The 26,538-nt window shown below is 41.5% G+C and carries 29 protein-coding genes and 4 pseudogenes; 28 read left to right on the top strand and 5 right to left on the bottom strand.

Annotated features, from left to right (window positions below; genetic code table 11):
* The first annotated feature begins 23 nt into the window (after nucleotides 1-23).
* The 8 genes and pseudogenes from hisC to JCM21738_RS04660 all read left to right on the top strand — a co-directional run bounded on the left by hisC (nucleotide 24) and on the right by JCM21738_RS04660 (nucleotide 10,028).
* A complete protein-coding gene (hisC, locus tag JCM21738_RS04695; RefSeq protein WP_023614752.1) occupies nucleotides 24-1,115 on the top strand; it encodes a histidinol-phosphate transaminase in 1,092 nt (363 codons plus the stop codon).
* Nucleotides 1,116-1,118: 3 nt separating this feature from the next.
* Nucleotides 1,119-1,730, top strand: coding sequence for a flavin reductase family protein (locus tag JCM21738_RS04690; RefSeq protein WP_023614751.1), 612 nt, complete (start codon nucleotides 1,119-1,121; stop codon nucleotides 1,728-1,730).
* 8 nt (nucleotides 1,731-1,738) lie between these two features.
* The gene (locus tag JCM21738_RS04685) at nucleotides 1,739-2,662 is read left to right on the top strand and encodes a fumarylacetoacetate hydrolase family protein (protein WP_023614750.1); all 924 of its coding nucleotides are present in this window, start codon (nucleotides 1,739-1,741) and stop codon (nucleotides 2,660-2,662) included.
* 15 nt (nucleotides 2,663-2,677) lie between these two features.
* The gene (locus JCM21738_RS04680) at nucleotides 2,678-3,835 is read left to right on the top strand and encodes a homogentisate 1,2-dioxygenase (protein WP_023614749.1); all 1,158 of its coding nucleotides are present in this window, start codon (nucleotides 2,678-2,680) and stop codon (nucleotides 3,833-3,835) included.
* Between the two features lie 357 nt (nucleotides 3,836-4,192).
* A complete protein-coding gene (locus tag JCM21738_RS04675; protein WP_023614748.1) occupies nucleotides 4,193-5,851 on the top strand; it encodes a ribonuclease J in 1,659 nt (552 codons plus the stop codon).
* Between the two features lie 122 nt (nucleotides 5,852-5,973).
* Nucleotides 5,974-6,391 (top strand): annotated as a pseudogene (locus tag JCM21738_RS04670) (SRPBCC family protein).
* Nucleotide 6,392: 1 nt separating this feature from the next.
* Complete coding sequence (locus JCM21738_RS04665; RefSeq protein WP_023614746.1) at nucleotides 6,393-6,719, top strand: ArsR/SmtB family transcription factor; 327 nt, start codon at nucleotides 6,393-6,395, stop codon at nucleotides 6,717-6,719.
* Between the two features lie 126 nt (nucleotides 6,720-6,845).
* Nucleotides 6,846-10,028, top strand: a complete 3,183-nt coding sequence (locus tag JCM21738_RS04660; protein ID WP_023614745.1) for a DEAD/DEAH box helicase — start codon at nucleotides 6,846-6,848, stop codon at nucleotides 10,026-10,028.
* 91 nt (nucleotides 10,029-10,119) lie between these two features.
* On the opposite strand, the gene JCM21738_RS04655 is transcribed toward JCM21738_RS04660, so the two are convergent.
* The gene (locus JCM21738_RS04655; protein WP_023614744.1) at nucleotides 10,120-10,953 is read right to left on the bottom strand and encodes an STAS domain-containing protein; all 834 of its coding nucleotides are present in this window, start codon (nucleotides 10,951-10,953) and stop codon (nucleotides 10,120-10,122) included.
* 223 nt (nucleotides 10,954-11,176) lie between these two features.
* Here JCM21738_RS04655 and JCM21738_RS26595 point away from each other — a divergent pair, with 223 nt between their 5' ends.
* The 3 genes and pseudogenes from JCM21738_RS26595 (at nucleotide 11,177) to JCM21738_RS04650 (ending at nucleotide 11,957) form a co-directional block, all read left to right on the top strand.
* Nucleotides 11,177-11,302, top strand: coding sequence for a hypothetical protein (locus JCM21738_RS26595; RefSeq protein WP_023614743.1), 126 nt, complete (start codon nucleotides 11,177-11,179; stop codon nucleotides 11,300-11,302).
* Nucleotides 11,269-11,445, top strand: a complete 177-nt coding sequence (locus JCM21738_RS27095) for an aminoglycoside 6-adenylyltransferase (protein ID WP_148296057.1) — start codon at nucleotides 11,269-11,271, stop codon at nucleotides 11,443-11,445. Before JCM21738_RS26595 ends, JCM21738_RS27095 begins: the two co-directional genes overlap by 34 nt.
* Nucleotides 11,446-11,590: 145 nt before the next feature.
* Nucleotides 11,591-11,957, top strand: a pseudogene (locus JCM21738_RS04650) (GNAT family N-acetyltransferase).
* Nucleotides 11,958-12,194: 237 nt separating this feature from the next.
* Here JCM21738_RS04650 and JCM21738_RS04645 read toward each other — a convergent pair.
* Nucleotides 12,195-12,716 (bottom strand): undecaprenyl-diphosphatase, encoded by a 522-nt coding sequence (locus tag JCM21738_RS04645; protein WP_023614741.1) that lies wholly within the window; start codon nucleotides 12,714-12,716, stop codon nucleotides 12,195-12,197.
* A gap of 80 nt (nucleotides 12,717-12,796) precedes the next feature.
* Between JCM21738_RS04645 and JCM21738_RS04640 the strand changes: the two genes are divergently transcribed.
* Nucleotides 12,797-13,258 carry a GyrI-like domain-containing protein gene (locus tag JCM21738_RS04640; RefSeq protein ID WP_023614740.1) on the top strand — a complete coding sequence of 154 codons (462 nt, stop codon included), beginning with the start codon at nucleotides 12,797-12,799 and terminating at the stop codon, nucleotides 13,256-13,258.
* 159 nt (nucleotides 13,259-13,417) lie between these two features.
* Here the strand turns inward: JCM21738_RS04640 and JCM21738_RS04635 are convergent, their stop codons facing one another.
* A complete protein-coding gene (locus tag JCM21738_RS04635) occupies nucleotides 13,418-13,726 on the bottom strand; it encodes a DUF4257 domain-containing protein (RefSeq protein WP_023614739.1) in 309 nt (102 codons plus the stop codon).
* A 257-nt stretch (nucleotides 13,727-13,983) separates the two neighbouring features.
* Here JCM21738_RS04635 and JCM21738_RS04630 point away from each other — a divergent pair, with 257 nt between their 5' ends.
* The 12 genes from JCM21738_RS04630 (at nucleotide 13,984) to JCM21738_RS04575 (ending at nucleotide 21,645) form a co-directional block, all read left to right on the top strand.
* Nucleotides 13,984-14,421, top strand: a complete 438-nt coding sequence (locus JCM21738_RS04630) for an NUDIX hydrolase (RefSeq protein WP_023614738.1) — start codon at nucleotides 13,984-13,986, stop codon at nucleotides 14,419-14,421.
* A 105-nt stretch (nucleotides 14,422-14,526) separates the two neighbouring features.
* On the top strand, nucleotides 14,527-15,135 hold the full coding sequence (locus JCM21738_RS04625; RefSeq protein WP_031307860.1) for a kinase: 609 nt from the start codon (nucleotides 14,527-14,529) through the stop codon (nucleotides 15,133-15,135).
* 18 nt (nucleotides 15,136-15,153) lie between these two features.
* On the top strand, nucleotides 15,154-15,759 hold the full coding sequence (locus JCM21738_RS04620; RefSeq protein WP_023614736.1) for a DUF4253 domain-containing protein: 606 nt from the start codon (nucleotides 15,154-15,156) through the stop codon (nucleotides 15,757-15,759).
* A gap of 24 nt (nucleotides 15,760-15,783) precedes the next feature.
* On the top strand, nucleotides 15,784-15,966 hold the full coding sequence (locus JCM21738_RS04615) for a hypothetical protein (protein ID WP_035208956.1): 183 nt from the start codon (nucleotides 15,784-15,786) through the stop codon (nucleotides 15,964-15,966).
* 40 nt (nucleotides 15,967-16,006) lie between these two features.
* Nucleotides 16,007-16,603, top strand: coding sequence for a hypothetical protein (locus JCM21738_RS04610; RefSeq protein ID WP_023614734.1), 597 nt, complete (start codon nucleotides 16,007-16,009; stop codon nucleotides 16,601-16,603).
* 145 nt (nucleotides 16,604-16,748) lie between these two features.
* Entirely contained in the window at nucleotides 16,749-16,976 is a 228-nt protein-coding gene (locus JCM21738_RS04605) for a hypothetical protein (protein ID WP_023614732.1), read from the top strand.
* Between the two features lie 58 nt (nucleotides 16,977-17,034).
* The gene (locus JCM21738_RS04600; RefSeq protein ID WP_023614731.1) at nucleotides 17,035-17,496 is read left to right on the top strand and encodes a GNAT family N-acetyltransferase; all 462 of its coding nucleotides are present in this window, start codon (nucleotides 17,035-17,037) and stop codon (nucleotides 17,494-17,496) included.
* Nucleotides 17,497-17,596: 100 nt separating this feature from the next.
* A complete protein-coding gene (locus JCM21738_RS04595) occupies nucleotides 17,597-18,196 on the top strand; it encodes a hypothetical protein (protein WP_023614730.1) in 600 nt (199 codons plus the stop codon).
* 34 nt (nucleotides 18,197-18,230) lie between these two features.
* On the top strand, nucleotides 18,231-18,563 hold the full coding sequence (locus JCM21738_RS04590) for a hypothetical protein (protein ID WP_023614729.1): 333 nt from the start codon (nucleotides 18,231-18,233) through the stop codon (nucleotides 18,561-18,563).
* 1 nt (nucleotide 18,564) lies between these two features.
* A complete protein-coding gene (locus JCM21738_RS04585) occupies nucleotides 18,565-18,981 on the top strand; it encodes a hypothetical protein (protein ID WP_023614728.1) in 417 nt (138 codons plus the stop codon).
* Between the two features lie 11 nt (nucleotides 18,982-18,992).
* Complete coding sequence (locus JCM21738_RS04580; protein ID WP_023614727.1) at nucleotides 18,993-19,418, top strand: hypothetical protein; 426 nt, start codon at nucleotides 18,993-18,995, stop codon at nucleotides 19,416-19,418.
* 298 nt (nucleotides 19,419-19,716) lie between these two features.
* Nucleotides 19,717-21,645, top strand: a complete 1,929-nt coding sequence (locus JCM21738_RS04575; protein WP_023614726.1) for an ATP-dependent DNA helicase — start codon at nucleotides 19,717-19,719, stop codon at nucleotides 21,643-21,645.
* Nucleotides 21,646-21,689: 44 nt separating this feature from the next.
* Here JCM21738_RS04575 and JCM21738_RS04570 read toward each other — a convergent pair whose 3' ends face one another.
* Complete coding sequence (locus JCM21738_RS04570) at nucleotides 21,690-21,887, bottom strand: hypothetical protein (protein WP_023614725.1); 198 nt, start codon at nucleotides 21,885-21,887, stop codon at nucleotides 21,690-21,692.
* A 162-nt stretch (nucleotides 21,888-22,049) separates the two neighbouring features.
* A complete protein-coding gene (gene lexA / locus JCM21738_RS04565; protein WP_023614724.1) occupies nucleotides 22,050-22,673 on the bottom strand; it encodes a transcriptional repressor LexA in 624 nt (207 codons plus the stop codon).
* Nucleotides 22,674-22,826: 153 nt separating this feature from the next.
* Between lexA and yneA the strand changes: the two genes are divergently transcribed.
* From yneA to tkt, 4 genes and pseudogenes are all read left to right on the top strand, one after another.
* Nucleotides 22,827-23,141 carry a cell division suppressor protein YneA gene (gene yneA, locus JCM21738_RS04560; protein WP_023614723.1) on the top strand — a complete coding sequence of 105 codons (315 nt, stop codon included), beginning with the start codon at nucleotides 22,827-22,829 and terminating at the stop codon, nucleotides 23,139-23,141.
* Between the two features lie 24 nt (nucleotides 23,142-23,165).
* Nucleotides 23,166-23,809: pseudogene (locus JCM21738_RS04555) on the top strand (YneB family resolvase-like protein).
* 78 nt (nucleotides 23,810-23,887) lie between these two features.
* Nucleotides 23,888-24,121 carry a DUF896 domain-containing protein gene (locus JCM21738_RS04550; RefSeq protein WP_023614721.1) on the top strand — a complete coding sequence of 78 codons (234 nt, stop codon included), beginning with the start codon at nucleotides 23,888-23,890 and terminating at the stop codon, nucleotides 24,119-24,121.
* Between the two features lie 326 nt (nucleotides 24,122-24,447).
* A pseudogene (tkt, locus tag JCM21738_RS04545) lies at nucleotides 24,448-26,454 on the top strand (transketolase).
* Nucleotides 26,455-26,538: the final 84 nt, after the last annotated feature.

The following is a 26,538-nucleotide window of genomic DNA, read 5'->3' as shown; positions in this document are numbered from 1 at the left end:
GGCAGAAAAAATGGGGGATGAACATGAATATTAAAGCAAGAGCAGAACTTGAAGGAATCACACCATATGCCCTCGGCCAGACGATTGAGGAAATCAAGGAACAGTATGGAATCACAACAGTAAGGAAGCTTTCGGATAATGAGAACGTCTATGGCACATCATCAAAGGTCAGAGAAGCAATCATGCAGGCTTCCGCTAATCTGTCATTCTATCCGGACGGAATGACAACAGGGATCGTAGAGAAACTGTCTTCACATTATCAATTAGACCAGAAGCATTTTCTTGTTTCGAACGGTTCAGAAGAAATCATTCGCCTGCTTACACGGGCATATATCGATAAAAATGATGAAGCGGTCATGGCGGAGGTAACTTTCCCTCGCTATAAAACGAATGTACTAATCGAGGGCGGCAGAGCTGTCACGGTTCCGATGGTTGACGGCAGGCATGATCTCAAAAAAATGCAGGAAGCCATCAACGAAAAAACTAAAATGGTATTCGTCTGCAATCCGAACAATCCGACTGGGACGATCGTCGCCAAACAGGAATTGCTTTCGTTTATCGCCAATGTGCCTCCAAACGTCCTGATCATCATGGATGAAGCTTATTTTGAATATGCAGATTCGGAGGAATACCTTGATACGATGTCGTTGCTTGATCAATATCAAAACATTGTCATCCTGAGGACTTTTTCAAAAATCTATGGGCTTGCAAGCCTGCGTGTTGGCTACGGCATCATGCATGAGGAAATTGCGAGGGAACTCCACAAAGTCAGGGATGTATTCAATGTCAACCAGCTTGCACAGGCAGCAGCGGTGGCTGCACTGAAAGACCAGGCTTTCGTCCAGGACTGCTCAGCTAAAAATAGTGCAGAAAGAGACTTCCTGAGTGCGAAGTTAAAAGAGTTGGAGATTGATAGTTTTCCATCACAATCCAACTTCTTATTTGCTTTTTCTAATAGACCGGTAATCCAGAAACTGACGGAAAATGGTGTCCTGGTTAGAGAGATGCCGCTTCCAGGTTACAAGGAAGCATTCCGAATCACACTCGGCACCCATGAAGATCATGAATTCATTCTGCAAATCGTCAGCCAGCTTTTTCACGAAAGGGCGGTGTAAGACATGGAAATCAAAACTAATACGCTTGAATGGAGAGACGCCTATAAGCTTTTGCAAGGCTCTGTCCTGCCGCGGCCAATCGCCTTTGTCTCCAGCCAGGATGAAAACGGGAACGCCAATTTGGCTCCATTCAGTTTCTTTACAGTCATCAGCGCGAATCCCATGATGATCTGCTTTTCGCCAATGAGAAGAGGGACAGATGGCGCAAAAAAGGATACTCTGAAAAATATTGAAGGCACAAAGGAATTTATCATCAATATTGTCAGTGAGGAGTTCGTCCAGCAGATGAATGACTGCGCTACTGAATTCGGATCCGATGTCGATGAATTCGAGGCTTCTGGCCTGAACAAGGCCGATAGTGTGGCGGTTAAGCCGTCACGGGTCAAGGAGTCTAAGGTCCACCTTGAATGTGTTCTTGATCAGGTCCTTCACTTTGGCGGAGAAGAAGCGGGAGCAGGCAGCCTTGTCATCGGCAAGGTCGTTCATGTACATGTAGCGGATGAACTTTATGAAAGCGGGCGCATCAATTCGGAAAAATTGAATCCGGTAGGCAGGCTGGCAGGAGCGACGTACACGCTGCCGCTGGCAAAAACCTTTGAGCTGCAAAGGAAATAGGTGATGATATGAGATTCATTACATTTATGAAAAAAGACGGTTCAATCCGTGCGGGCTGGATTAATTCAAAGAGTCAGGCTGTCGATATGCACGAAGCATCAAACGGCATATTGCCGGACAATATGCTTGCATTCATCGAAAACCACGAAGTATTCAGGGGGTATATCGAGGAAAATAAAGGTCTGATTGAAACTGGCAATGGTTCATATACCTTGGAAGAAGTCAACTTAAAATCGCCGCTGCCGAATCCGAAGAGTGTCCGTGATTTTTACGCTTTCGAGCAGCATGTAAAAACAGCACGGGAAAACCGAGGCCTTGAAATGATTCCTGAATGGTATGAGATTCCGGTTTTTTATTTTACCAATCACCTTGCCATCAGGGGTCCCGAGGAAGAAATCAACCGGCCCCAAGCCTGTGAATGGATGGATTACGAACTGGAAATCGCCTGTGTCATCGGCAAGGAAGGCCGGAATATCAAGGCGGAGGATGCCGAACAGCATATTTTTGGCTTTTTTATCATGAATGACTGGAGTGCCCGCGACCTGCAGCGACAGGAAATGAAGGTCGGACTTGGTCCGGCGAAGGGGAAAGATTTCGCTACTTCAATCGGTCCGCATCTGGTCACTAAAGATGAGCTGGAATACCTCAAAGCGGGGAAAGGCTATGACCTTGAAATGGTTGCCCGTGTCAACGGCAAGGAGCTGTCTAAGGGAAATATGAAGGACATATATTATTCATTCGGTGAAATGATTGAGCGTGCATCAACGGGTACGACTCTGTATCCTGGTGAAGTGATCGGCTCAGGAACAGTCGGAACAGGCTGTATCCTAGAACTTGGCACCGATGTCCATCGCTGGCTTGAGCCGGGTGATGAAGTAGAACTTGAGATTACAGGACTTGGTGTCCTGAAAAACAAAATTATAGAAGAGTAGAAAGAAGGTGTTTTCATGTACTACCGCCAGCTGGGAGAAATCCCGAAGAAACGCCATACCATTTTTAAAAAGGAAGATGGTTCGCTGTTCAGGGAGCAGGTAATGGGAACAAAAGGTTTTTCTGGCACACAGTCTATTCTTTATCACCACCATATGCCAACAGAGGTAGTGAAAAGCGAATTGATCGGCAGCTACCTGCCTGAATATGAGGAACAGGGTTCACTGAACCATCGGCACTTCCTGACTGACCAGATCACGCAAACTGGGGACGCGTTAAGTGGAAGGGAATATATCCTTGGCAATGACGATCTTTTGATTGGATTTGCGAATATTACCGAGCCGATGAAGCTATTTTACCGAAATGGCGATGGAGACGAGATGTTCTTTTTCCATCATGGATCCGGCAAGGTAGAAACAATGTTTGGAACTATAAACTATCGTCCTGGTGATTATGTCGTGATTCCAATCGGCACGATGTACAGGGTTGTTACAGACGGTTCCAAGCCGACAAAGGCATTGATTGTTGAATCGTTCAGCCAGATTACTACTCCAAGACGATATCGAAATGAATATGGGCAGCTGCTCGAGCACAGCCCATTCTGTGAACGTGATATCCGCGGGCCGGAAACGTTGGAAACCTTCTCTGAAAAAGGGGAGCATGAAGTGATCACGAAGACGCGCGGCTATCTGCACCGTCATGTGCTGAACCACCATCCTCTTGATGTTGTCGGCTGGGATGGATATTTGTATCCATGGGCATTCAATATCGAGGACTTTGAGCCAATCACTGGCCGAATCCATCAGCCGCCGCCAGTCCATCAGACGTTCGAAGGCCATAATTATGTTGTATGTTCCTTCGTCCCAAGGCTTTACGATTACCATCCTGAAGCGATCCCGGCGCCATATTACCACAGCAACGTCAACAGTGATGAACTGCTGTATTATGTAGAAGGCAATTTCATGAGCCGCAAGGGAATCAAGGAAGGCTCGATCACATTGCATCCAAGCGGAATCCCGCACGGACCACACCCAGGCAAGACAGAAGCAAGCATCGGCAAAAAAGAAACGCCGGAGCTTGCCGTCATGATCGATACATTCCGTCCCTTGAAGACAGTGAAGAAAGCAAAAGCTATTGAAGACGACCAGTATATGTATACATGGATTGAAAAATAAGTAAAGACGGCCAATTCGCTATTGAGCGAGTTGGTCATTCTTTTGACGAAAAAGAACTGGAAAAAACCTCGCTTTTTTTCCAGTTTGCGAATAAAATCATTTTTTTGCGAATAAATATATAGATTTTGCGAATAAAATCATTTTTTTGCGAATAAACTTATAGGTTTTGCGAATAAAATTTCTAATTTACGAATAAACATTTGGATTTCGCCAATACAATTGTAACTCCGCCAATAAAACGGATTTGCAACTCATTAAAGGGTATCGAAAGTATGGGTTATTCCTCTTCAAGCCTAAATAATCGGAAAAACAATTGGCAATACTAACAAAATCGATTACGGATTAGGAGGATTTGACGTGACTTTATCAATATTCGCCTTGGGCGGCATCAATGAAATCGGAAAAAACATGTATGTTGTCCAATATGAGGACGATATTTTTGTGATTGACTGTGGCGGGAAGTTCCCAGATGAGAGTTTGCTGGGAATCGATTTGATCATTCCTGAAATGACCTACTTGGAGGAGAACAGAGAAAAAATTCGCGGTCTGATTTTGACCCATGGCCACGAAGATCATATTGGCGGGGTGCCATACTTCTTCAAGAAGCTGAAAGCGCCTGTTTATGCTACGAATTTCACACTTGGATTAATCGAGTTGAAGCTAAGTGAGCACAAGCTTTTAAGAGGCACTGAACTGAAAAAAATCAACTCGGATTCAGAATTTGATTTTGGCAAGGTCAAGCTTTCTTTCTTCAAAGTTAGCCATAGCATACCTGATTGCCTGGGTGTTGTTATCTACACTCCAGAAGGGAATGTTGTCCATACAGGAGATTTCAAATTCGACCTTACTCCCGCAAATGATGAGCAATCGGAAATTCATAAGATGGCTAGAATCGGGACTGAAGGAGTTACGGTTTTATTATCAGAGAGTACCAATGCCGAACGGCCTGGTCTGACGCCTTCGGAGCGGATGGTGGAGAGCCATTTGGAAGAAGCATTCATGAGAGCAGATGGGAAAATCTTTGTTTCTACCTTTGCCTCGAATGTGAACAGGCTCCAGCAGGTTGTCGAAGCAGCGATCAAGACAAACAGGAAGCTTGCACTGCTTGGCAGGAGCATGGTGAATGTTGTAGACGTCGCAATTGAAAGAGGTTACTTAAATGTTCCGGAAGGCATGCTGATCGAACCAAAAGCTGCCGATCAGCTTGAACCTGATAAAGTAGCGATTTTATGTACAGGAAGCCAGGGGGAACCAATGGCAGCTCTTGCCAGGCTCTCCACCGGGAATTTCCGTGATGTTTCGGTTTACCCGGGAGATACGGTGATAATGGCAGCGTCCCCGATCCCTGGGAACGAAAAGGATGTCTCAAAAATAATCGACAACTTGTTCATGCTTGGCGCGAAAGTGATATACGGACTAGGAAACTCAACTGGCATGCATGTTTCCGGCCACGGCTACCAGGAAGACCTTAAGTTGATGCTGACCTTGATGAAGCCGAAGTATTTCATCCCGATTCACGGGGAGTACAGGATGCTGCATCACCACCGCTTGCTGGCAGAATCCGTTGGTGTAGAAAAAAGGAATACATTCATCGTTAAAAATGGCGATATTGTTGACATTGAAAATGGAGAAGCGCGCCAGACCCGCAATGTCCCAGCGGGTGATACGTATGTTGATGGTGTAAGTGTCGGGGATGTCGGTGAAATCGTGCTCAGGGACAGGAAGCTGTTATCCGAGGATGGAATGCTGGTCATTGTCCTGACATTAAGCAAAGCCGAAAGAAAAATCATTTCAGGACCGGATACTATATCCCGTGGGTTTGTCTTTGTGAAAAACTCGGAGGACTTGATGAAAAATGTAAACAATCTCGTGACGAAAACAGTAACGGAACTTCAAGAAGACAATGTCCATCGCTGGAATGTCATTAAGCAGGGCATCAAAAAAGCAGTTGGTCAGCACATCTTCCAAAAGACAAGAAGAAGGCCGATGATTTTGCCGATTATTATTGAGATTTAATTTAAAAGTGGACCAGGTACTATACTTTGTGCCTGGTTCATTTTGTTAACATGACACTAAAAGGTGTTATAAATTTATAAAGTGACACCAAATAGTGTTATTAGATAATGGAGGCTAAAAATATGGATACACAAAGAGAAATTCGTAAAACTATCGCTTTAAATGCGCCTTCCTATTGAAAAAGTATGGAAAGCAGTCGCAACATCAGAAGGAATTGAAGCCTGGTGGATGCCAAATACATTTGAAGCCGAAGTTGGTAAGGAATTCATTCTCCACGCAGGTCCATTTGGTGACTCACCATGCAAAGTGACAGAATTGGATCCACCGAATCGTCTCGGCTTTGATTGGGGGAAGGAATGGCACCTTGTGTTTGAACTGAAGGAGCTGGAAGGGAAGACAGAGTTCACCTTAATTCACTCAGGTTGGGATCCTGATAAGGTTACGGAATTTGGTCAGCCTCATACTGTTATCCAGGGAATCATGGATAATGGCTGGGATAAAATCATTAACGAAGCACTTCCATCCTACATCGAGGGTTAACATGCCATCTACTGCAGCGAGACATGATGTGTTCCAGGCAGTCGCGGATCCAAATAGACGAAAAATCCTGAAGCTGCTCGCAGACAAGGAGATGCCGGTTGCATCCATAACCGAAGAATTTCCGATCACCAGGACGGCCATTAATAAGCACTTATTTGTGTTATCTGAAGCAGGTCTGGTATCGAGTAAAAGAATTGGACGTGAAACTCGATATACATTACAGCCAGAACCGCTTCAGGAATTGCAGGAATGGCTTTCGTTTTTCGAGGTATATTGGGATAAAAAACTATCAGTACTTAAAAATTATGTAGAATCTAATGATGAATAGCTTGCATTCCTTTTTTAAAGAGCATGGAGAATTCTCCATGCTCTTTGCATTCCTGCTTAACAAATGAGCAGATAAAGTCTACACTAATAAATATTGATTAATGCATCTTCGAGGAGGGAGCAGAGCATGGATATAAAACTAAATCAAAAAGTCATCAAAGATATATGCGGAACTGTTTCCTTCAAGCGTGGGGATGCGTTTTACCGTGCGGGAAAAGTTGAGTTTACTGACTTCAATGAGCAACGGGTGATTGCAACTGTGACAGGGACAGATGTATTTCATGTCACTGTCACCAGTAATGGGGACGGCCGTTTCACAACTGAGTGCAAATGTCCAAAGCTTGCGTCTGTCAAACATGAGTGCCAGCATGTGGCCGCAGTATTGCTCGCTATTTTGGATGAGCAAAAGCAGGGGGCATCAAATGCGATAAAAAATAATGATTGGCCTGGAAATGGGCTCGCAGAAGGAGTGCTGAACATTTTCAGTGAAGAACCTCGAAGGACAAGCGGCCATCAGCTCCATTTTGAAAACAGAAAGGTACTGAATACCCAGTTCAATATCAAAACGGTTGAAGCAAGTGATCAGCAAATGATGCTGGGTGTCTCGATGAGCATTGGTCCAATCATAATCGAGGATATTTCGGGATTTCTGAAGAGTGTGGCGAACCGGGAGACTGCATTGCTTTCTGACTTGTTCACCTATAACCCAAAGCTTCATTGTTTTCAAAACGATATCGACTCTATCATCAAAAAGCTTATCGAAATCGTCCAGGACTCAGAGTTATCGTTGAAAGATGAGAATGACTACTCCATATTGATAATTCCGCCATCTTTTTGGCATCTGTTAGTGCCGCTGCTGGAAAAGGCTACGGATGTTAAATTAATTGAGGCTGGCGAGGTTACCGGGAGGTTTTCTGTTTCGAAAAAAAGGCTTCCGCTTTTGTTCAATTTTGAAAAGCTCACTGAGAAAGATTATACGTTAAAAATTGCTGGAATCTCCGATCTGATTGTTCTTCATAAATATGACCTCGTTTGGTTGAAAACCCAGTTGATCCAGCTCAGCACCGAGGATTGCAGCAGATTATTTGAACTGAGAAATATGCTTGCGCAATCAAAAACAGATAGCATACCGATTTTACAGGACCAGATGGGCTTCTTTGTGGAAAAAGTGGTACCAGGCCTGCGCCATATTGGGAAAGTCCAAATAGATGGCGACATAACAAAGCAATTTCTAACTGAGCCGTTGATTGCAATGCTGTATCTTGATCGGGTGAATAACCGATTACTGGCAGGAATCGAATTCCAATATGGAAAAATTCTTTTCAATCCGCTCGAGGAGAGGGAACCGAAAGTGAATTCGCTGTTAATCAGGGACATGGCCAAGGAGGACCAAATCCTTGAGTTGCTGGATGAAGGTTCTTTCGCGAAAACGGATGGCGGTTATTTTTTGTATAATGAAGAGCTTGAATATGAATTTCTGTATCATGTCATGCCAAAGCTGCAAAAGCTTGTTCATATATACGCTACAACAGCCGTTAGGAATCGGATTTTCAGGGAGCCGGCCCGGCCGCAAATACGTGTCAAGGTGAAAAAAGAGCGGACAAACTGGCTTGAATTCAAATTTGAAATGGATGGGATTCCTGAAAAACATATCAGGGAAATCCTTGAAGCTCTTGAGGAAAAACGGAAATATTATCGTTTAAGCAACGGGGCATTGATGTCTCTGGAAACGAGGGAATGGGAAGAAATCCAGCGTTTCTTGAAGGCAGGGCCAATCCAGGATGAAGATTTGGAAAAAGGGTTAAATATCCCGATTGTTCGTGGTATGCAAATGCTAGAATCATTCGAGGATGGATCCATACTGCAATTAGAGGATTCTTTTCGTGATTTTATGGATGAAATCAGCACCCCCGGAAAAGTTAAGTTCGATGTCCCTGATAAATTGGAGCCAATTTTACATGAATACCAGAAACATGGTTTCCAATGGATGAAAACTCTTGCAAGTTACGGATTTGGCGGAATCCTGGCAGATGATATGGGTCTTGGTAAAACACTTCAAAGTATCACCTATATTGCTTCAGAACTATCACATGTAAGGAAGAGAAATCAATCCGTCCTGATTGTTTGTCCATCATCCCTGGTATATAACTGGCTCAGTGAATTTTTGAAATTCACTCCTGAAATTCAGGCAGTAATCATCGATGGCAATAAAGAGGAGCGTTCCAAGCTGTTAAAGGATGTTTCGGGTATTGATGTTGTTATTACTTCCTACATTCTCCTGCGGAGGGATATTCACCTATACGAAAAAAATAATTTTCATACTGTCTTTTTCGATGAAGCACAGGCGTTCAAAAATCCGTTGACTCAAACGGCAAAAGCAGTGATGAACATACAGGCAGATCACCGGTTCGCGTTGACCGGTACGCCGATTGAAAACTCGATCGAGGAATTATGGTCTATTTTCCGGGTGGTATTTCCTGAGTTATTCCAAGGGTTGAAGGAATACAGCAACCTGACAAGCAAGACGATTGCCCGCAGGATTCGGCCATTTTTACTGCGACGGGTAAAGGAAGAAGTGCTTGGGGAACTGCCAGAGAAAATTGAATCAATCGATAGAGTTGAACTGCTGCCTGAACAGAAAAAGCTTTATGCGGCATACCTGGCAAAGCTTCGCCATCAAACCTTAAAGCAGCTGGATAAGAATACGATAAGGAAAAACCGGATCAAAATCCTTGCTGGCCTGACGCGATTAAGGCAAATATGCTGCCATCCCGCCTTGTTTGTGGATGGATATAAGGGAACATCGGCTAAATTTGAACAGTTGAAACAAATAATCGAGGAGTCCAGGTTTGCCGGAAGAAGGGTACTTATATTTTCACAGTTCACGAAAATGCTCGACTTGATCGGCAGGGACTTAGCATACGAGGGGATTCCATTCTTCTACCTGGACGGACAAACACCTCCTCAGGATCGAGTAGAAACCTGCGAAAAGTTTAACGCCGGAGAACGGGACTTTTTCCTGATTTCCCTGAAAGCAGGGGGCACCGGCTTAAACTTAACAGGAGCAGACACAGTCATCCTTTACGATTTATGGTGGAATCCGGCCGTAGAGGAGCAGGCCGCAGACCGAGCCCACCGAATGGGACAGAAAAATAAAGTCCAGGTTATTAAATTGATTGCCAGCGGGACAATTGAAGAGAAGATGAACGATCTGCAGGATAAAAAGCGGAATGTGATCGAAGAAATTATTGAAGAAAAAAGCTCAGCTTCCTTGACAGAGGAAGATATCCGCGAAATTTTGCAAATATAAGTACGGTAAAATCATTCGGGATATTAATGAGCAAGCTCATGTTAAAGCCGGGAGGAAAGCCCCTAGAATTAGACTAGGGGCTTTTGCTAAATTATTTCGTAACTTCTTTATCCAAATAGGACCTCAGTGTTTGCTGTAACGTACCTTTGGTTTCTGCCTTAAAAGTGATTCCTGCATGAATCATTTTTCTTACAAGCTCAGGACGCATTCCGGTAATGACGGCGTTTGAACCCATCATCGAAACGCCGCTCAAAACTTTTTGGAAATGGGAGATGACGTCCATTTCCATGTCTGCAATTCCCGAAAGATCCATAATCAATGTTTGGACCTTTAGTTTTGAAATATCCATCAGGACCTTCTCTTCGATAATCTGCATTCTGTAGTCATCCATCATGCCGATTAGAGGAAGTACGGCAACGGAACCGCTGACTGGGATAATTGGGACCGATAAGTGTTCAACCAATTTTCTCTGCGAGTTAAGCAGCTCATCTTTGTACTTCGTATAAGTCAGGAAGAAGGTATTCAGGAATTGGTCAACTCGGTCATTGATCTTTTTTTCAAGTTTGAAGAATTCCTCGCGGTCAGAAAATCGGTTATACATTTGATCATATTTGTTTAGGAAATGCCACAAAGTTCTGCGGATCGCCTGAATCCATTCCAGCTTGAAAGCAACAGTTAACGAATGTTCTGCCCAGGCAATCCCTTCTTGTTCAGCAAAAGCAACCAGATTCTCTTCTTGCTGCTCCACTATGTAAACAATTAAGATTTCAGCGTTTTTTAAAAGGTCAATATTCCCTTTTTGGAGAATCTCATTAATCTTCGAAGCGACATTCACCGCTTCTGATAACAAGTGTTGTTCAAAAAGTTCCCTGTTGGATTGGATGAAATCGGTCACTTCATCTCTTTGGTTAAAAGTTGATTCCATTTTTTTGTACACTCCCCGGCTATTTACTCAATTTATTTAACAACATCTAGATAGGTTTAAGTATCCTTAATTTAACTGTAGCAAACAATGAATGCAAACTCAAATAATCCTTGCCAGTCAGCCTGAGATTCATATTATTTAAAGGATATCTGCACAGAAAAACGAATTAATTATTTAGATTAAGTTCTAGGACTCAAAATTCAGCAAGGTTAAGGGGGAAAAAATGGGGTGGTTCATCATTGTCATTATTGCATACTTACCGATCATTTACCGGATTCATCGACGACTTGATTTTTTGGAAAAAGAAGTTGAGCGATTGAGTGTAGAAAAACGGGAAATTGGGGATTAGGCATAGAAATAGACAGAGCGAAAAATGGGGATTGTAATCTTTTTAGCCGCCTGGCACAAGAAATCGGGGAGAATTTGGGTTATCCATATCCAATGGAATATGAGCAGAAAATGAGGGAGTATTTATCAAAGGTTGCCTCGTAAACAAGCGGACGTAAATACCAAAAACATCGGTTAAGATTTTTATTTTTTATAGATAAAAAGGAGTAATTTTAGGATGTTGACTTTAAAGCCGATTACAAAAAATAACTAGGAAGACGCAATTCAGTTAAAGGTTAAGGAAGAGCAAATGAACTTTGTCGCTTCTAATTTGTATTCCATCTCCGAAGTCCAATTTCTTGATCAGTTCACAGCAAGTGGTATTTATGCCGCAGATCAATGGTGGGTTTCGCTATGTATGGAATTGACCCTGATGACAATAATTATTGGATTTATCGATTAATGATCGATGAGCTGCATCAGGGTAAAGGTTACGGGACTGCTGCGGTAAAATTAGTAGTTGAAGAGATTAACAGAATGAACACGAACGGAATCCCAATGATCATGATTGGCTATAATCAGGAGAACGAAGGGTTAGAGCTACATACACGAGGGCCGGATTTGTTGAGACAGAAATAGCACCATGGGGAGAGCAGTTGGCTGCTTACACCCTTTAGGCTGAGGTTTACTGGTATGACGGACAAAAATCAGTGAAAGCAAGGAAAGGAAAAAGAGTCCGTCATCAAGGCTATGACGGACAGAAAAGAGAAGAAATCCCGGAAAAGTGTCCGTCATCAAGGCCATGACGGACAGAAATAAGAGGAAAACCCGGAAAAGTGTCCGTCATCAAGGGCATGACGGACAGAAAAGAGAAGAAATCCCGAAAAAGTGTCCGTCATCAAGTTAAAAGGTCGTTAGTTGGCTTCAGGTTTGTTTCCGAATTTACTAAATGAAACGATTCGTGTCACCAAACTTGTCAGTGAACCAAGAAAAGCGCTTCCGATGATATCTGATGGATAGTGGTGACCAACCCAGACACGGGAGAAGCCGGTTAGCGCAGACATCCACATCATGATCGTACCGAGAGTCCGGTGAAACATGAATACAGTGGTAGAAGCCGCAAAAGCGAGCATTGTATGCTTGCTGGGAAAGGAAGAATCTATTTTTGACGGAATAAGGATTCCGACACGTCGTCTAATGAAGGGGCGAGGTTTAAAATAAAATATATGGATGAAGAAATGGGAAAGAAAGCTGATGGTAACCGCAATCCCCGTTTCTAGAGCAATTTTTTTGTTAAACCGGTTTTTGAACAGCATCAATACTATGATCAAAAGATAAGCATAGCGTACACGATTCGAAATAAGGATCATTAGTTGATCCACTGGTGAAAAGCGGCCAGAAAGTCTGTTGATTAGCTTGAAAAGTTTAAGATCCATCATGTTTCTCCTCAATGTTTTAGTCTTACTTTTCCCTGGCTGATTAGAAAAATGTACGAAAAAAAGGAGAGGATATGACAATGGTAACTAAGATCATCAATAAAGAAGCATTTAAGGCTATTGGGGTTAAATGGATCGGTACTTTTGAACAGGCAGCAAAGGGAGAAATCAAAAGCTTTCATAAGGGATTTCTTGAAAGGAAAAATGAAATAAAAAGCGCTGTAAATCCAGAGAACATTATTGGGCTTTCTTATCATATTAACGAAAATGGTTTTACATATTATCTGGCTTTAGAAGTTGAAGATACGACGGTTATACCTGAGAAAATGGAGCTTATTACGGTTTCGGCCTATGCTTTTGCCAGTACAGAGTATAAGGGAAAAGCAGTGCAGGAAGCTTATACAGGATTGTATGCTTGGATCAAACAGAATGGCTATTCATTAAAGCAGAGTGAATTAGAGCATCTGGAAGAGTATCCAGGAAGCTTTAATCCTTTGAAAGATACACCTGAACTGAAAATCAATATTCCGATTTTGGTTTAAAAAGGGATTTATATTAATGAAAGGTGATGTTTAGGGGGAAAGGGGTAGGCTTAAAAGTTTCCCAACTTCTTTTTTATCAAAAAAAAACAAGCACTCTGGAAGCTGCTTGACCAATGGCGTTAGCAAACTTCTTTCTCTTAGGCTGAGGTGTTGGTTTTTTCATTTGCCAATATCCTCCCCGCCCTGGCTACTGCTTCCTATTCGAAATAATTCAAGTCCTCTTAGTAAGGCATCACCCCCGAAACCCGCCATGATGGACATCAAAAAAACTCTAAGCAGTGAATCAGCTTCTGAAGAGACTACCAATAGTGCGGCCGCTAATGAACCGGTGAGGATTTCTTCCAAGAAACCAAGGTAAATGAATTTCTTTGTTCTTCTAGGCATGATGATCTTGCCTCGTTTTCTCACATGAGCTGTCAGTCCAACAAATCCACCGATGACCATTGCGAAAATAACGTTTTCTAACAAATTGATCACTCTCCTATTTTTGTTGGTCGACCTTCAGTAACTCTAGGTGTATTACTATTATACAAGTAGTAATGTTGGAAAAGCATGTGTAAATTTATCGAATTTTCAGTAAATTTTAATAGTAAATAATATGTGTAACTTTTTGGTAATAATTGCTTCCTGGGACCTTTGAAAAAAGTTACAGGCCTTTAGGCTTAAAGAAGGGATACAAATGAGTTATCCGAATTAAAATAGAGCAATTGGAAAGGGGATCTCGAATGTTTGTTTTGAATGTTGAAGGCGCTATTTACAGGGAAGGAAAGTGGCTTGTTATTGAAAGGAGTTCCAAAGAGGAACATGCCGGAGGGCTTCTTTCGCTTGTTGGCGGAACGGCAGAAAACGAGGGATTCTCAAAAGACTTACTTGAGCGAACTTTGAAACGGGAACTCTTTGAGGAAGTGGGCATCACAATAAAGAATGATGTTAAATATGTTCGGAATACTTCTTTTGTTCTTCCGGATGGAAGGGAAGTACTTGATCTCGTATTTTATTGTGAAATTGACGCCGGCGAACCATATCCAAAAAGTGTAGATGAAGTTGATGCAGTATATTGGATGACGGCAGCAGAAATTCTTGCCCATCCCAAGGCTCCCATCTGGTTAAAAGAAAGCATTGAAGAGGCAGAGAAAATAAATATCAAACTGCAGTACAAATAATGCCGCCTTGAATAGGTGGTATTATTTTTCCTTAAAAAGGAAATGCGTGTCGACTTAGCGAATAAGTATAGGTATTTTTCAACTTTGAAATGTGAGGTTACGATCATGGATGCGGTAGATATATTAATGACAAAAATCGTATCGGCAGTTCGTCAAAATAAACAGATTATTTTAGGTATAGATGGCCTGAGCAGGTCAGGGAAAACAACTTTTGTGAAGAAATTTGCTTCCGTGCTTTCTGAAAAACAGATTGAAAATATGGTCTTTCACTTGGACGACCACATAGTTGGACGGTCAAAAAGGTACAATACCGGCCACGAGGAATGGCAGGAGTATTATTTCTTGCAGTGGGATGTAGAGTGGTTAAGTAAATCCTTGCTTGGTAACTTGGTCCATTCAAATGAAATTGAACTCCCGTTTTATGATCATAAGTTGGATGAACATGTTTATCAAAAGCTGCAGTTGAACGGAAAAGATGTCTTTATTGTTGAAGGGGTTTTTCTCCAGAGAAAGGAATGGAGACCATACTTGGATTTTACCGTCTTTATAGACTGTCCGAGAGATATAAGGTTCGCACGGGAAAGCTATCAAACCCAGCAGAAAATCGCAAGGTTCAGGAACAGATACTGGAAAGCGGAGGGCTACTACATGGAAAACCTCCGGCCAGTAGAGAAAGCCGATCTAGTCATTCCTTATTATGAACTGATTAACTAAAACTGCAGGTGATGCGAAATGAAGTGGAAAAAGCTATTTGGCTTTGGCAAGAGTAAGGAAATCGAGTTTGAAGTAGAACAAAGCGGAATTTCACAAGAGGCACTGGCAATGGTCAAAAGAAGTATAAATGGTAAAATTCACCCTTTTTACAAAATGGATTTATATACTGAAAAACCAGCTGATATTGCGGGGATATATGTGGAAGTCAAACAGGAAGAAGCGGATCGATTGGTTTTGAAATTAAAAGAGGAACTTAAGTCAATAAACTACCTGGCTTTTATATGTGATTCTGATCATCAAAAAATCGGCATCATTCCTGGGTCAGACCAGTTTGATATCATTAGGGTCCAGCAGACGAATGGGGATAACTACGACATTAGTAATGAAAGGGTTATTTCTAAACTTAAGGAATGGTATAGACGTTATCCATTTATCATTATTGGCGCAGATTACGATTGGGTAGAAGCGAACTTTGAAGTTTTTCCCGAAGGAAAAGCCCTAAGAGTATTTGCAACAGAAATTTATAAATTCTGTCCTGATATCGTGGAACAGGGCTCAGGAAGCATCAATGGTTTAGTTGAAGAAATGAGAGAAACTATGAAGTTGATCTTATGGTGGGACTGATATGATACCCATGTTGCCAATCAAATGCCCGTCGAAACTAAGGAGAAGCTACTGGAGCAAGTAATAGAAATAGGAAAACGAAGGGCAATTTTTCATATATACAATAATATTTACGATGCAAAGCTTCACCTTGACTATTATTTCGAGGGACAAGAAAGCTTGAACACAATCGGGGAAACCGACGGCATGGCAGTTGGTTCAAATTGAGTTTGTAGGATGTTGAAATTTTTCTGTTAGGGTGACTTATATGGATAAAGGTTCTTTAATGATTTCTTTCATAGGTATGGCCATAGCCATTTTATACTCAACTTATCATCTATTTATCAGTAAAAAGACAGTTGGACTGGAGCAAGAAGTAGAAGAGGAGATAAAAGCCCGTCCAATCGCCAATGTTATTCGTTATTTGATCTTCCTTGCTATCAATTCATTCCTTGCAAATATGTTTTTCGACATTGGCTGGCTTTTATGGATTAGCTTTTTTTCAGCAGTTGCTTTATGGATCATGCTTGTTGAGCATCAGTTTAATTTTTCATACTTAATCAGTATCATTATTATTCTTTTGATTTTTTTGGGAGCTGCCGTACCGAAGCATCAACAATCGTTTCTAAATCATATCAGTGATCATACAGAATACAATTGTTTTAGCATTGAATGTGTGAAAGTCTCTCAAGTGGTGATATATGACGAGTTGAAGACGGAGATCGAAACTTATTCGATCCAGGGCTACTCGTTTGATTGGTATTTGCTGTTCGCCAAAGGAGCATTATTGCTAAAAGATGAACAAGGTAATATGGAGGAATTCACAGGTGTTAACATTGGTGGTCTGTGGCTGCTGGAAAAATAACTATGGTGCTGGCTTTGAAGTGGATTTGTGCTGAAAAGAGATTAGTAGCAGAAGATTGGCACAATCAATCTTTTATACAAAGGAATTCTGGTGTGAATGAAGAACCGACTACAGAAAAAACCATAATATTTTAGGAGGATTAAGCATGGCAGGGACAATATTTTGGTTATTGATTGTGGCGTCAGGCTTCCTGTTTATTTGGGGCTTGATAAATAAATCCTGGAAACTTCTACTTATGAGTGGAATGGCCGTTACCCTTCCGTCCCTTTATTTTCTGGGAGCGGAGAATGAATTTAGGCTATTGGCTCTCGTTCCTTTGCTTCCTTTTGGTTTGAGTTATTTTTTGGGGAAAATGAGAAAAGAAAGCAGATAAGTGGCAGCAGAATTTCACCTAAAAGCAGCGAACATCTTTTATATCAACGGAGGGGAATATGAAAATTAGATTAGCCAACCAAGGGGATATTGATCAATTAATAAAAATGAGATGGGACTTTACGCTCGAAGACTACCCCGAAATGGGAGAAGGTGTGGAGTATAGACCGTTTGAGGATGAATGCAGAGGGTTTCTCGAATCTGCGATGGATAGCGGCCAGTGGTTTGTCTGGATTGCCGAGAACAACGGGGAAATAGTTTCTCATATTTACATAGAATTGATCCATAAGGTCCCGCGTCCAGGCAGGGTCACAAATCCGTTTGCCTATATGACAAATGTATATACCGTTCCTGAATATAGGGGAAAAGGGACTGGGAGCAAGTTGCTGTCACGTGTCAATGAATGGGCTGAAGAAGAGAAGTACGAGTTCATCATAGTCTGGCCTAGCGATACGAGCATCGAGTTTTACGGAAGAAATGGCTACACACAGAGTACGGAGCCATTGGAAAAGCATTTTTAATGTCGATCGTTCAATAAATTTTAAGTAAATTTTTGGAATATTTGAAACCTTCTCCCTGATAAACGTATTAACATTTATCCAGGGAGAAGGAGGGAAAATAATGGCACGTTTAAGTTTAAATACAGAGAATTCATCTAATATAATCCTCGTGAGCGCAATTATTTTAATCATCAGCAGTTTGTTCATGCCTCTTGTTTTTGTTTATATTATTCAGGATTATCTTTACCTCTCAGCTGATAAATGGTTTTATGATACACCATCATCTGCATATGTAATTTTCATGATTGGCATGCTTTGGATAGCGGTATCTCTATTTCTGCATTTATTTTTCGCATGGAAGTTTGAATGGAAAGGCATCAAGTGGATTACACTTCTCATCATGATAGGATGCTTGCCATTCTTCATGTTCGGCGTGTCAAACTATTATTACCTTGATGACCAGGGAATGCATTTTAATGATTATAAAACGTTCAACACCATCAACTCCTATTATTGGGAGGACGTTATAGAAGCAAAAGAAATTTTCGTAAAAAGTAATGGTGTAACCGTAGTGGACCATTTAAATCTAGTCACAAAAGCTGGAGAAGTGGTCGAATTGCCTTATAACAGCAAGGTGAAGAACAACAGGTTCAAAATCATGGAGAAACTGCAAAAAAACAATATACCCATAACTAATAATTTGGGAGATTTATATGAATGATATAAAGTTATAGGTGGATTTGAGAGGTGTAAATGTGTTTGTGAAGATATATAGTTACCAAATAAAGTCAGGAAAAGAACAGGAATACCTGAAAATCCAGGAGGAAGCAGACCGGGTTTATTCTAGATTCCTAGACAACAAGACATTTCATCTCCAAAGCAAGCTTGATAAAACAAAATGGCTTGAGATACACACTTGTAAAAATGAAGATATTTATAATGACACCATTCAAATCATAGACCAACAACCCGAAATTCAGGTTTTGTTCAAAAGGTTTCGTGAAGTTATCACTTCATTCGAGGAAATCTCAGAAGAAAACTACCATCTGGTTGATTTAAAAGCAAATCGTAAACAGGATGAGGATTAAGATGAAAAAACTTACTATAGGATTACTTGTGATTTTCCTTTCCATTGCAGGATGCAGTGCCAGTTTTGAACCGGAGCTTACGAGGATAGATGTGCAAAAAATATCTGAAGAGGGCAAAAATGATGGTGAAGAAGAGATCATTGCCCTAAAAGAAAGGCTGAAGAAAATTCAGCAGGCATTCGATAAAATTAAATGGTCGCCTAACACAAAACCAGAAATGGCAAGAAAAGAAGATATAATTGCCACCTTCTTTATCCAGGAAGAAAAGAATATGCCTGAAACATTATATCATTATCGAATTTGGTTTGAAGGAGAAACGGCTACGATTATCAGCGATAAAGAAAATGAGGGTTACGGAAGATTAACAGATAAAGAGATGGTCAAGGCACTTGAATCTGAATTGTTTGTTAGGGAGTAGGGGAACTAACATTGATTAGCAAAAAAGAAAAGTTGATTACAATGCTGCTATATATATTTTTTCTGATCGGCCTGCTTGTAGCGATGAGTATTATATTAACAGATATCGACACTCCGAACTCCTTAAAATTTGTAATTGGGTTTGTTATATTCCTGCTTTTATTTGGGCTTTTTCAAATGAACCTTATCGCTATAAATGTTAAGAAGCTACCTGGCTTTGATATTAAAAGACGGATATTGAAATTCGCGGGAACTTTTGTATTCCTGATGGCAGTATCTTATACATCAAACTATTTATTTTGGCCAGAGCGGCTTGATAACCTGGATATTGGAGCTCCTCTGGGATTGGCTCTTGGCATCACCTTTTATGATCTATTGTTTAAAAAAAGTGAGGAGAGGCAGAGTCACGCTGTTTCTCCTCAGCATAAAACTAACTAACAGCATTAAATGCAGGTGGATACTCAATTTTCCACTCCCTCCATATCAGGTTTGAAGTTTTAGATTCCGAGTCAGTAAATTCTTTATAATTTTGTTTTTCATTTTCACCCGATATTGATTCTTCATTATTTTAAAAATTCACCTTTATTCATATAGAATTATTTTAACAATTAGTTCCTTATGATGGGATTAGAGTTTTTACCTATATATTATATTTCATTTCTTTCACTAAATGACTGATTATCTGTTATGATAAAAGCTGGCTTTTTGCCGGAATCAATAGTCGAGGAGAACCTGAATGACAAATAAACTTCCATTTACAATCAGTAAAAACGATACATTCTTTGATTTATTAGGAGATTACATTGGTGATGTCTTTTACGATATCTTGCCTGAAAAGGGCTATGAACTCCGTGATGAGCAGATTTATATGGCCTTCCAGGTGGAGCAGGCCTTTAAGAATAAAGGAATTGTTTTCGCCGAAGCTGGTGTCGGTACCGGAAAAACCTTCGTCTATCTCATTTATGCCATTCTATACGCAAGATACATGGGCAAGCCGGCGATAGTTTCCTGCTCTGATGAAACACTGATCGAGCAGCTCGTAAAAGAGGGCGGGGATATCGAAAAACTAGAAAAGGCGTTAGGGTTGAAGGTCGATGTCCGATTGGCTAAAGCAAGAGAGCAGTACGTGTGCGTGAAAAAGCTTGATGACCTTTCAAACACGTCGAATGAAAAAGAAATCCTTGACGTCCATGATCAGTTGCCAGATTTCATCTTTGATGAAGGGATTTCCATGAATTCATTCACTCGTTATGGTGACCGAAAGGAATATCCATGGGTCACAAATGAAAAATGGGCATCGATGGCCTGGGATCCACTTCAGCAATGCTCAACATGCAGCTGGCGCCACCGCTGCGGCCAAACTTTGAACCGTGATTACTATCGTCATGCAGGCGATTTGATTATTTGCTCTCATGACTTTTACATGGAGCATGTCTGGACGAAAGATTCCCGTAAACGTGAAGGGCAGATGCCATTGCTGCCGGAAGCAAGTACCGTGATTTTTGATGAGGGCCACTTGCTTGAGTTCGCAGCTCAAAAGGGACTAACATACCGATTCAACTCACAAACCTTGACCACTGTCTTGACGGGTTATATGCACCAGGATGTCCGTGAAGAGTCTCTTTATTTAATTGAAGATATTTTAGAACTTCATGATGCATGGTTTGACCTTTTAGTTGAAAACTCCTCTGCGATAGAAGGGTCTAATCGAAAAGAAGTGCCAATGCTACCGAGTATCAGAAATACAGCAGAAACCCTGGAGAAAAAGGTTAGCGATTTAATGGACCAGCTAGTTTTTGACGCGGAAATGTTCCTGATTGACGAATACCATTTAAAAATCATGGAAGAATATCTCGAGTTTTTCGCATATGGTCTTTCCGTTTTCTTGAAGAACGACGAAGGGATTTTCTGGCTAGAAGAAAATGAAGTGCAAACATCGCTTGTGATCATGCCTCGACTCGTTGAGGATATATTGAAAAAAGAAGTATTTTCCCAAAACATCCCGTTTGTATTTTCGTCAGCGACCCTGTCCCAGGCTGGAGATTTCAGCTATATAGCAAAAAGCCTTGGAATTGAAAAATACTCATCCTTTACTGTAGCTTCACCATTCGACTATGAAGAGCAAATGGAATTCGTGGCACACATTGAGGATGAAGAAATGAAGAAATGGAACAAAATAGGGGACGACCTTATAAGTAAGAATGGCAGCTCGCTTGTTCTGTTCTCGTCTATGCAGGAAATGGAACGATTCCGGGCATGGTCTGAAAAACAAGAATGGAATTTCCCTATCTTGTTTGAGGGAGACCGTGAAATCAGTGTGACCGTAAAAGAATTCCAGAATGATATCAAGTCCGTTCTCTGTTCCTACAGCCTGTGGGAAGGACTGGACGTGCCTGGAGAGTCACTGATTCAAGTCATCATTGCATCAATGCCATTCCCGCCTCATGACCCAGTCTTCCAGGCAAAAAGAAAGCATGCGGATAATCCAGCTGCTGAGGTAGATATACCATATATGCTCCTACGCTTAAGACAAGGAATGGGACGATTGATCAGAACCAATCAAGATAGCGGAACCGTACATGTATGGCTTAATCAAAATCAAAAAGCTGCGTACTATGAAGAGTTAAAAGGTGTACTGCTTGTTCAAAATATTCACTGGAAATAGAAAAATCCCGAAAGGACTAGTCCTTTCGGGATTTCTGTTAGGTGTTAGTTTCTGCAGCCACATTTCCTGCGGCGGCGGTCACGATCATCATCTCGATCATCCCGAGCACCGGCTACTAAGTCCTCAATCAAACAACGGCGCACAGCACGGCAAAGGTCATCAAAATCAACAGTAGCCCTGACTCTGTCGCGGTTAGGGTAAAATACACCTGCTACATCATTGTCATTTCGATTGTATCCCATTAGAAACTCTACTCCTTTCCATCATGAAAGATACTTACACAATATCTTATGTAGAGAGGGACGAGTTGTTAGGGTCTCTACCTATTTTTTCATAAATTTGCTAGTCCCATAAGATAAAAGTTAAATAGTTAGAAAAAAAGCAAGCGAAGCCCGCTTGCTTTTTTAATGCATATGACGATATACACCGATAACTTTACCAAGTATGGATACGTTACGAAGGATGATTGGATCCATCGTAGGGTTTTCCGGCTGGAGCCTGAAATAATCCTTTTCCTTGAAGAAACGCTTAACTGTTGCTTCATCATCCTCTGTCATCGCTACAACAATGTCCCCGTTATTAGCCGTCTTTTGCTGCTTAACAATAACATAGTCACCGTCGAGAATGCCTGCTTCAATCATACTGTCACCCATGATTTCCAGCATGAATACCTGCTCATCATGTGGAACAAGGCGATCAGGAAGAGGGAAGTACTCTTCTACATTTTCAATTGCCGTAATCGGCATACCAGCTGTTACTTTACCGACAACAGGTACATTAACCACTTTATATTTAGGAATGCGGCTATCTTCTTCTATTTCAAGTATTTCTATTGCACGCGGCTTGGTAGGATCGCGGCGGATCAAGCCTTTGCTCTCAAGTCTTGCAAGATGTCCATGCACAGTAGAACTTGATGCAAGTCCAACCGCTTCACCGATTTCGCGTACGGATGGCGGATACCCTTTTTTCTTGACTTCGCCTTTTATGAATTCAAATATATCTTGTTGCCGCTTAGATAACTTTGTCATATTCACGCACCTCATATATTTTCTTGTCCTAATTATACCATGTCTATTCCACAGACACAAACATAAGTTCGAATTTTTAAGTTGACACGAAACAAATGTTCGATTTATAATAAAATCAATTAGACGAACATACATTCGTAAGGGGTGCCGTAAATGAAAAAACTATGGGAAAACTATTCATATGCCTTGATCCTGCTTGCTGTCAGCTTAATCTTTTCATTCGTAGCAAAAGCGCAATTAAATAACGAAGATGCTTACATAACTGTTACTATAGAAGAAGGACAATCACTGTGGGAAATTGCAGAGACGTTTGCCAGCGAACATAATTTTACCGAGAATGAATTTATTGGCTGGGTAGAAAAAGAAAACGGAATTATTGGGGAGATGGTCTTTCCGGGGGATGAATTGGTAATCCCCGTTGTAGCTGAACAGATGGAACCTACCCAGATTGCCGGAGCAGAAAGATAGATTGGATTAGAATAAGGTGACAACATGAAAGCAATTATTTATTGCCGTGTAAGTACAACAAAGGAAACGCAGGAAACCTCGCTGGCCAGGCAGGAAGAAGAGTTGCTGCGTCTGGCAAGCACTTATGGATTTGAAGTAGCGAGTATCATTAAAGAACAAGCTAGTGGTTATGACCTTGAAAGGGAAGGGATCTTGGAGCTGCTGGATTTAATCAAGGACAAGAAGGTTGGGGCCTTGCTCATCCAGGATGAAACCAGACTTGGAAGAGGCAATGCCAAGGTGGCGATTCTACATTGTATCCTAAAAGAAAATGTAAAATTATATAGTATCTCCCACAGTGGAGAACTCCAGCTTTCTGAATCAGATTCGATGGTGCTTCAGATTGTCAGTATGGTGGAAGAGTATCAGAGGAAAATCCATAATATTAAGATTAAGCGTGGCATGAAACGAGCGATTGAGCATGGGTACAAGCCACAGCGCAATCTGAAAAATCAAGGTGAGCATTCAGGCCGTGACCGCAAAGAAATGCCGATTGAGGAAATCGTCAAGCTGCGGAATAACGGATTGACTTTCGCTGAAATTGCTGCAACATTAAGAGGATTTGGTATAACGTATCTAAGGCGACAGTGAACCGAAGATATCTTGAGTTCATAGAGACAAAAGAATAACAAAGCTCTATTCTTGTAAAATCGCAAGAATTTTAGTAAGATGTCATTTGACGTAATTTTTTACAAAGGAGCTTTACAATGCTATCAAGTGATAAAATTGCTAGAATCAATGAACTGGCAAGGAAAGCAAAATCATCTAAGTTGACGAAAGAAGAAGCAAAGGAACAGACGAAGCTTCGTGCAGAATATCTCCAGTCTTTCCGGTCTTCTATGCTCAATACACTTAAAGGTGTTACCATTGTCGATCCAGAAGGCAATGATGTTACGCCTGATAAGCTCAAGGAAGAAAAAGCGAAGAATAAGCTTCATTAAATATATACTAATTTGGAATACATGCGACATGTATTCCATTTTTATTTAGTTGACTACTTTATTTCGTCTCCCTATTAAAGTGGAAAATAGACTAAGGGTAAGATACATAGTTAATTAGGGCATTAGGGCTTCAAACTGAAAAAGCACTCCTATTGCAATTATTTCTTCATCCACAAAGGCTTTCATTTACATAGCAACAGCGAGTTTGTGTCAAAATAGATAACAATACGTTCATTTCTGTCTCTTTCAGGCATAATTTGTTGTATAATAATTTCTCTCGCTATAATATTAGGATGTAGCCAGTACCTATAGAAAGGATGTATTTAATGTTTAAAGAAATTGATATGCTTTCAATTGATTCCATTCGTACTTTATCAATTGATGCAATTGAAAAGGCAAACTCCGGCCACCCAGGCATGCCAATGGGGGCAGCTCCAATGGCATACACATTGTGGACTCGTTACATGAACATCAATCCTAAGAACCCAGAATGGTTTAACCGCGATCGTTTTGTATTGTCTGCAGGACACGGTTCAATGCTGTTATACAGCTTGCTGCACCTTGCAGGATATAATCTGACAATGGATGATATTAAACAGTTCCGCCAATGGGGTAGCAAGACTCCAGGACACCCCGAGTTCGGCCACACTGCTGGTGTAGACGCAACAACTGGACACTTGGCCAGGGAATTGCTATGGCAGTTGGTATGGCAATGGCTGAACGTCATCTTGCTGCTGTTTACAATAAAGATAACTATAATCTCGTTGATCACTATACATATAGCATTTGCGGTGACGGCGATCTAATGGAGGGTGTATCTGCTGAAGCAGCATCACTGGCAGCTCACCTGAAGTTAGGCAGAATGATCGTTCTTTATGATTCAAACGATATTTCTTTGGATGGAGATCTTGATAAGTCATTCTCAGAAAGTGTTGAAGGCCGATTCAAGGCATATGGCTGGCAATACATTCGAGTAGAAGACGGCAACAACCTTGAGGAAATCGCCAAAGCAATTGAAGAAGCTAAGACGGATGAAGACCGTCCAACAATGATCGAAGTCAAGACGGTCATCGGATATGGTTCTCCTAACCTTTCTGGTAAATCGGATGTTCACGGTGCTCCACTGGGTGCTGATGAATTGAAGCTTACTAAGGAAGCTTATAAGTGGACTTTTGAAGAAGACTTCCATGTACCGAGTGAAGTATATGATCACTTCAAACAGCAAATCGCTGACAAAGGTGAACAAGCAGAACATGCTTGGAACGAGCTTTTCTCAAGTTATAAGAGTGAATATCCTGAACTAGGAGCCAGCTTGAGAAGGCAATGAAGGGCGAGTTAGTTGAAGGATGGGATAAAGACATCCCTGCATACGAAGAAGGAAAGAGTCTTGCGAGCCGAGCTTCCTCTGGAGAAGCACTTAACGGAATCGCGAAAAACCTTCCTTACTTGGTTGGTGGATCGGCTGACCTTGCCGGATCAAACAAAACTATGATCAAGGGGTCAGGTGACTTCTTCCCAGGTTCATTCGAAGGGCGCAACATCTGGTTTGGTGTTCGTGAATTCGCTATGGGTGCTGCGATGAACGGTATGGCACTTCATGGTGGACTTAAGGTATTTGGCGGAACATTCTTCGTGTTCTCCGATATTTAAAGCCGGCAATCAGACTAGCTGCACTAATGGGCTTGCCTGTAACATACGTATTCACTCATGATAGCATCGCGGTAGGAGAAGATGGTCCTACGCACGAACCAGTCGAGCAGCTTGCTGGACTTCGCGCTATGCCGAACCTGTCTGTTATCCGTCCTGCAGACGGTAATGAAACAGCGGCTGCATGGAAGCTTTCAGTTGAATCAACTAAGACGCCTACAGCTCTTGTGTTGACTCGCCAAAATCTGCCAACAATCAAAAATACTGATAAGAATGCGTACGAAGGCGTATCTAAAGGTGCTTACGTCATTTCTCCAGCTGGGAAAGACAATGCTGATGCATTGCTTCTGGCAGCAGGTTCAGAAGTCGGTCTCGCAGTGAAAGCACAAGAGGCATTAGCTTCTGAAGGTATCGACGTGGCTGTTGTAAGCATGCCTTCTTGGGATCGCTTCGAACAGCAGTCCAAGGAATACAAAGAAAGTGTTATTCCGAAGTCTGTCAAGAAGCGCCTTGGAATCGAGATGGGCTCTTCACTAGGCTGGCACCGTTACGTTGGTGACGAGGGTGAAGTACTTGCGATCGATACATTTGGTGCATCTGCTCCAGGCGAAAAGATTTTGGAAGAGTACGGTTTCTCCGTGAACAATGTAGTCGCTCGCGTAAAGGCATTGCTCCAACAAAACTAAATGAATTATATGAAAAAACGAGTATGGATTGAATTCCGTACTCGTTTTTTGATTTTACATAAGAGCTATTCGACGATCCACCTC

Origin of the sequence: Mesobacillus boroniphilus JCM 21738, from assembly GCF_000517385.1 — a bacterium.
In the GTDB taxonomy this organism is placed as follows: domain Bacteria; phylum Bacillota; class Bacilli; order Bacillales; family Cytobacillaceae; genus Mesobacillus; species Mesobacillus boroniphilus.
The sequence above is the reverse complement of the archived record's forward strand: the minus strand, read 5'-3'. Positions and strand labels throughout refer to the sequence as shown.

Bases quoted from the DNA above. Each gene is read 5' to 3' on its own strand.
- hisC (WP_023614752.1), top strand. From the start codon at position 24: ATGAATATTAAAGCAAGAGCAGAACTTGAAGGAATCACACCATATGCC.
- JCM21738_RS04690 (WP_023614751.1), top strand. From the start codon at position 1,119: ATGGAAATCAAAACTAATACGCTTGAATGGAGAGACGCCTATAAGCTT.
- JCM21738_RS04685 (WP_023614750.1), top strand. From the start codon at position 1,739: ATGAGATTCATTACATTTATGAAAAAAGACGGTTCAATCCGTGCGGGC.
- JCM21738_RS04680 (WP_023614749.1), top strand. From the start codon at position 2,678: ATGTACTACCGCCAGCTGGGAGAAATCCCGAAGAAACGCCATACCATT.
- JCM21738_RS04665 (WP_023614746.1), top strand. From the start codon at position 6,393: ATGCCATCTACTGCAGCGAGACATGATGTGTTCCAGGCAGTCGCGGAT.
- JCM21738_RS04660 (WP_023614745.1), top strand. From the start codon at position 6,846: ATGGATATAAAACTAAATCAAAAAGTCATCAAAGATATATGCGGAACT.
- JCM21738_RS04655 (WP_023614744.1), bottom strand. From the start codon at position 10,953: ATGGAATCAACTTTTAACCAAAGAGATGAAGTGACCGATTTCATCCAA.
- JCM21738_RS26595 (WP_023614743.1), top strand. From the start codon at position 11,177: ATGGGGTGGTTCATCATTGTCATTATTGCATACTTACCGATCATTTAC.
- JCM21738_RS04645 (WP_023614741.1), bottom strand. From the start codon at position 12,716: ATGGATCTTAAACTTTTCAAGCTAATCAACAGACTTTCTGGCCGCTTT.
- JCM21738_RS04640 (WP_023614740.1), top strand. From the start codon at position 12,797: ATGGTAACTAAGATCATCAATAAAGAAGCATTTAAGGCTATTGGGGTT.
- JCM21738_RS04630 (WP_023614738.1), top strand. From the start codon at position 13,984: ATGTTTGTTTTGAATGTTGAAGGCGCTATTTACAGGGAAGGAAAGTGG.
- JCM21738_RS04625 (WP_031307860.1), top strand. From the start codon at position 14,527: ATGGATGCGGTAGATATATTAATGACAAAAATCGTATCGGCAGTTCGT.
- JCM21738_RS04620 (WP_023614736.1), top strand. From the start codon at position 15,154: ATGAAGTGGAAAAAGCTATTTGGCTTTGGCAAGAGTAAGGAAATCGAG.
- JCM21738_RS04615 (WP_035208956.1), top strand. From the start codon at position 15,784: ATGCCCGTCGAAACTAAGGAGAAGCTACTGGAGCAAGTAATAGAAATA.
- JCM21738_RS04610 (WP_023614734.1), top strand. From the start codon at position 16,007: ATGGATAAAGGTTCTTTAATGATTTCTTTCATAGGTATGGCCATAGCC.
- JCM21738_RS04605 (WP_023614732.1), top strand. From the start codon at position 16,749: ATGGCAGGGACAATATTTTGGTTATTGATTGTGGCGTCAGGCTTCCTG.
- JCM21738_RS04600 (WP_023614731.1), top strand. From the start codon at position 17,035: ATGAAAATTAGATTAGCCAACCAAGGGGATATTGATCAATTAATAAAA.
- JCM21738_RS04595 (WP_023614730.1), top strand. From the start codon at position 17,597: ATGGCACGTTTAAGTTTAAATACAGAGAATTCATCTAATATAATCCTC.
- JCM21738_RS04585 (WP_023614728.1), top strand. From the start codon at position 18,565: ATGAAAAAACTTACTATAGGATTACTTGTGATTTTCCTTTCCATTGCA.
- JCM21738_RS04575 (WP_023614726.1), top strand. From the start codon at position 19,717: ATGACAAATAAACTTCCATTTACAATCAGTAAAAACGATACATTCTTT.
- JCM21738_RS04570 (WP_023614725.1), bottom strand. From the start codon at position 21,887: ATGGGATACAATCGAAATGACAATGATGTAGCAGGTGTATTTTACCCT.
- lexA (WP_023614724.1), bottom strand. From the start codon at position 22,673: ATGACAAAGTTATCTAAGCGGCAACAAGATATATTTGAATTCATAAAA.
- yneA (WP_023614723.1), top strand. From the start codon at position 22,827: ATGAAAAAACTATGGGAAAACTATTCATATGCCTTGATCCTGCTTGCT.
- JCM21738_RS04550 (WP_023614721.1), top strand. From the start codon at position 23,888: ATGCTATCAAGTGATAAAATTGCTAGAATCAATGAACTGGCAAGGAAA.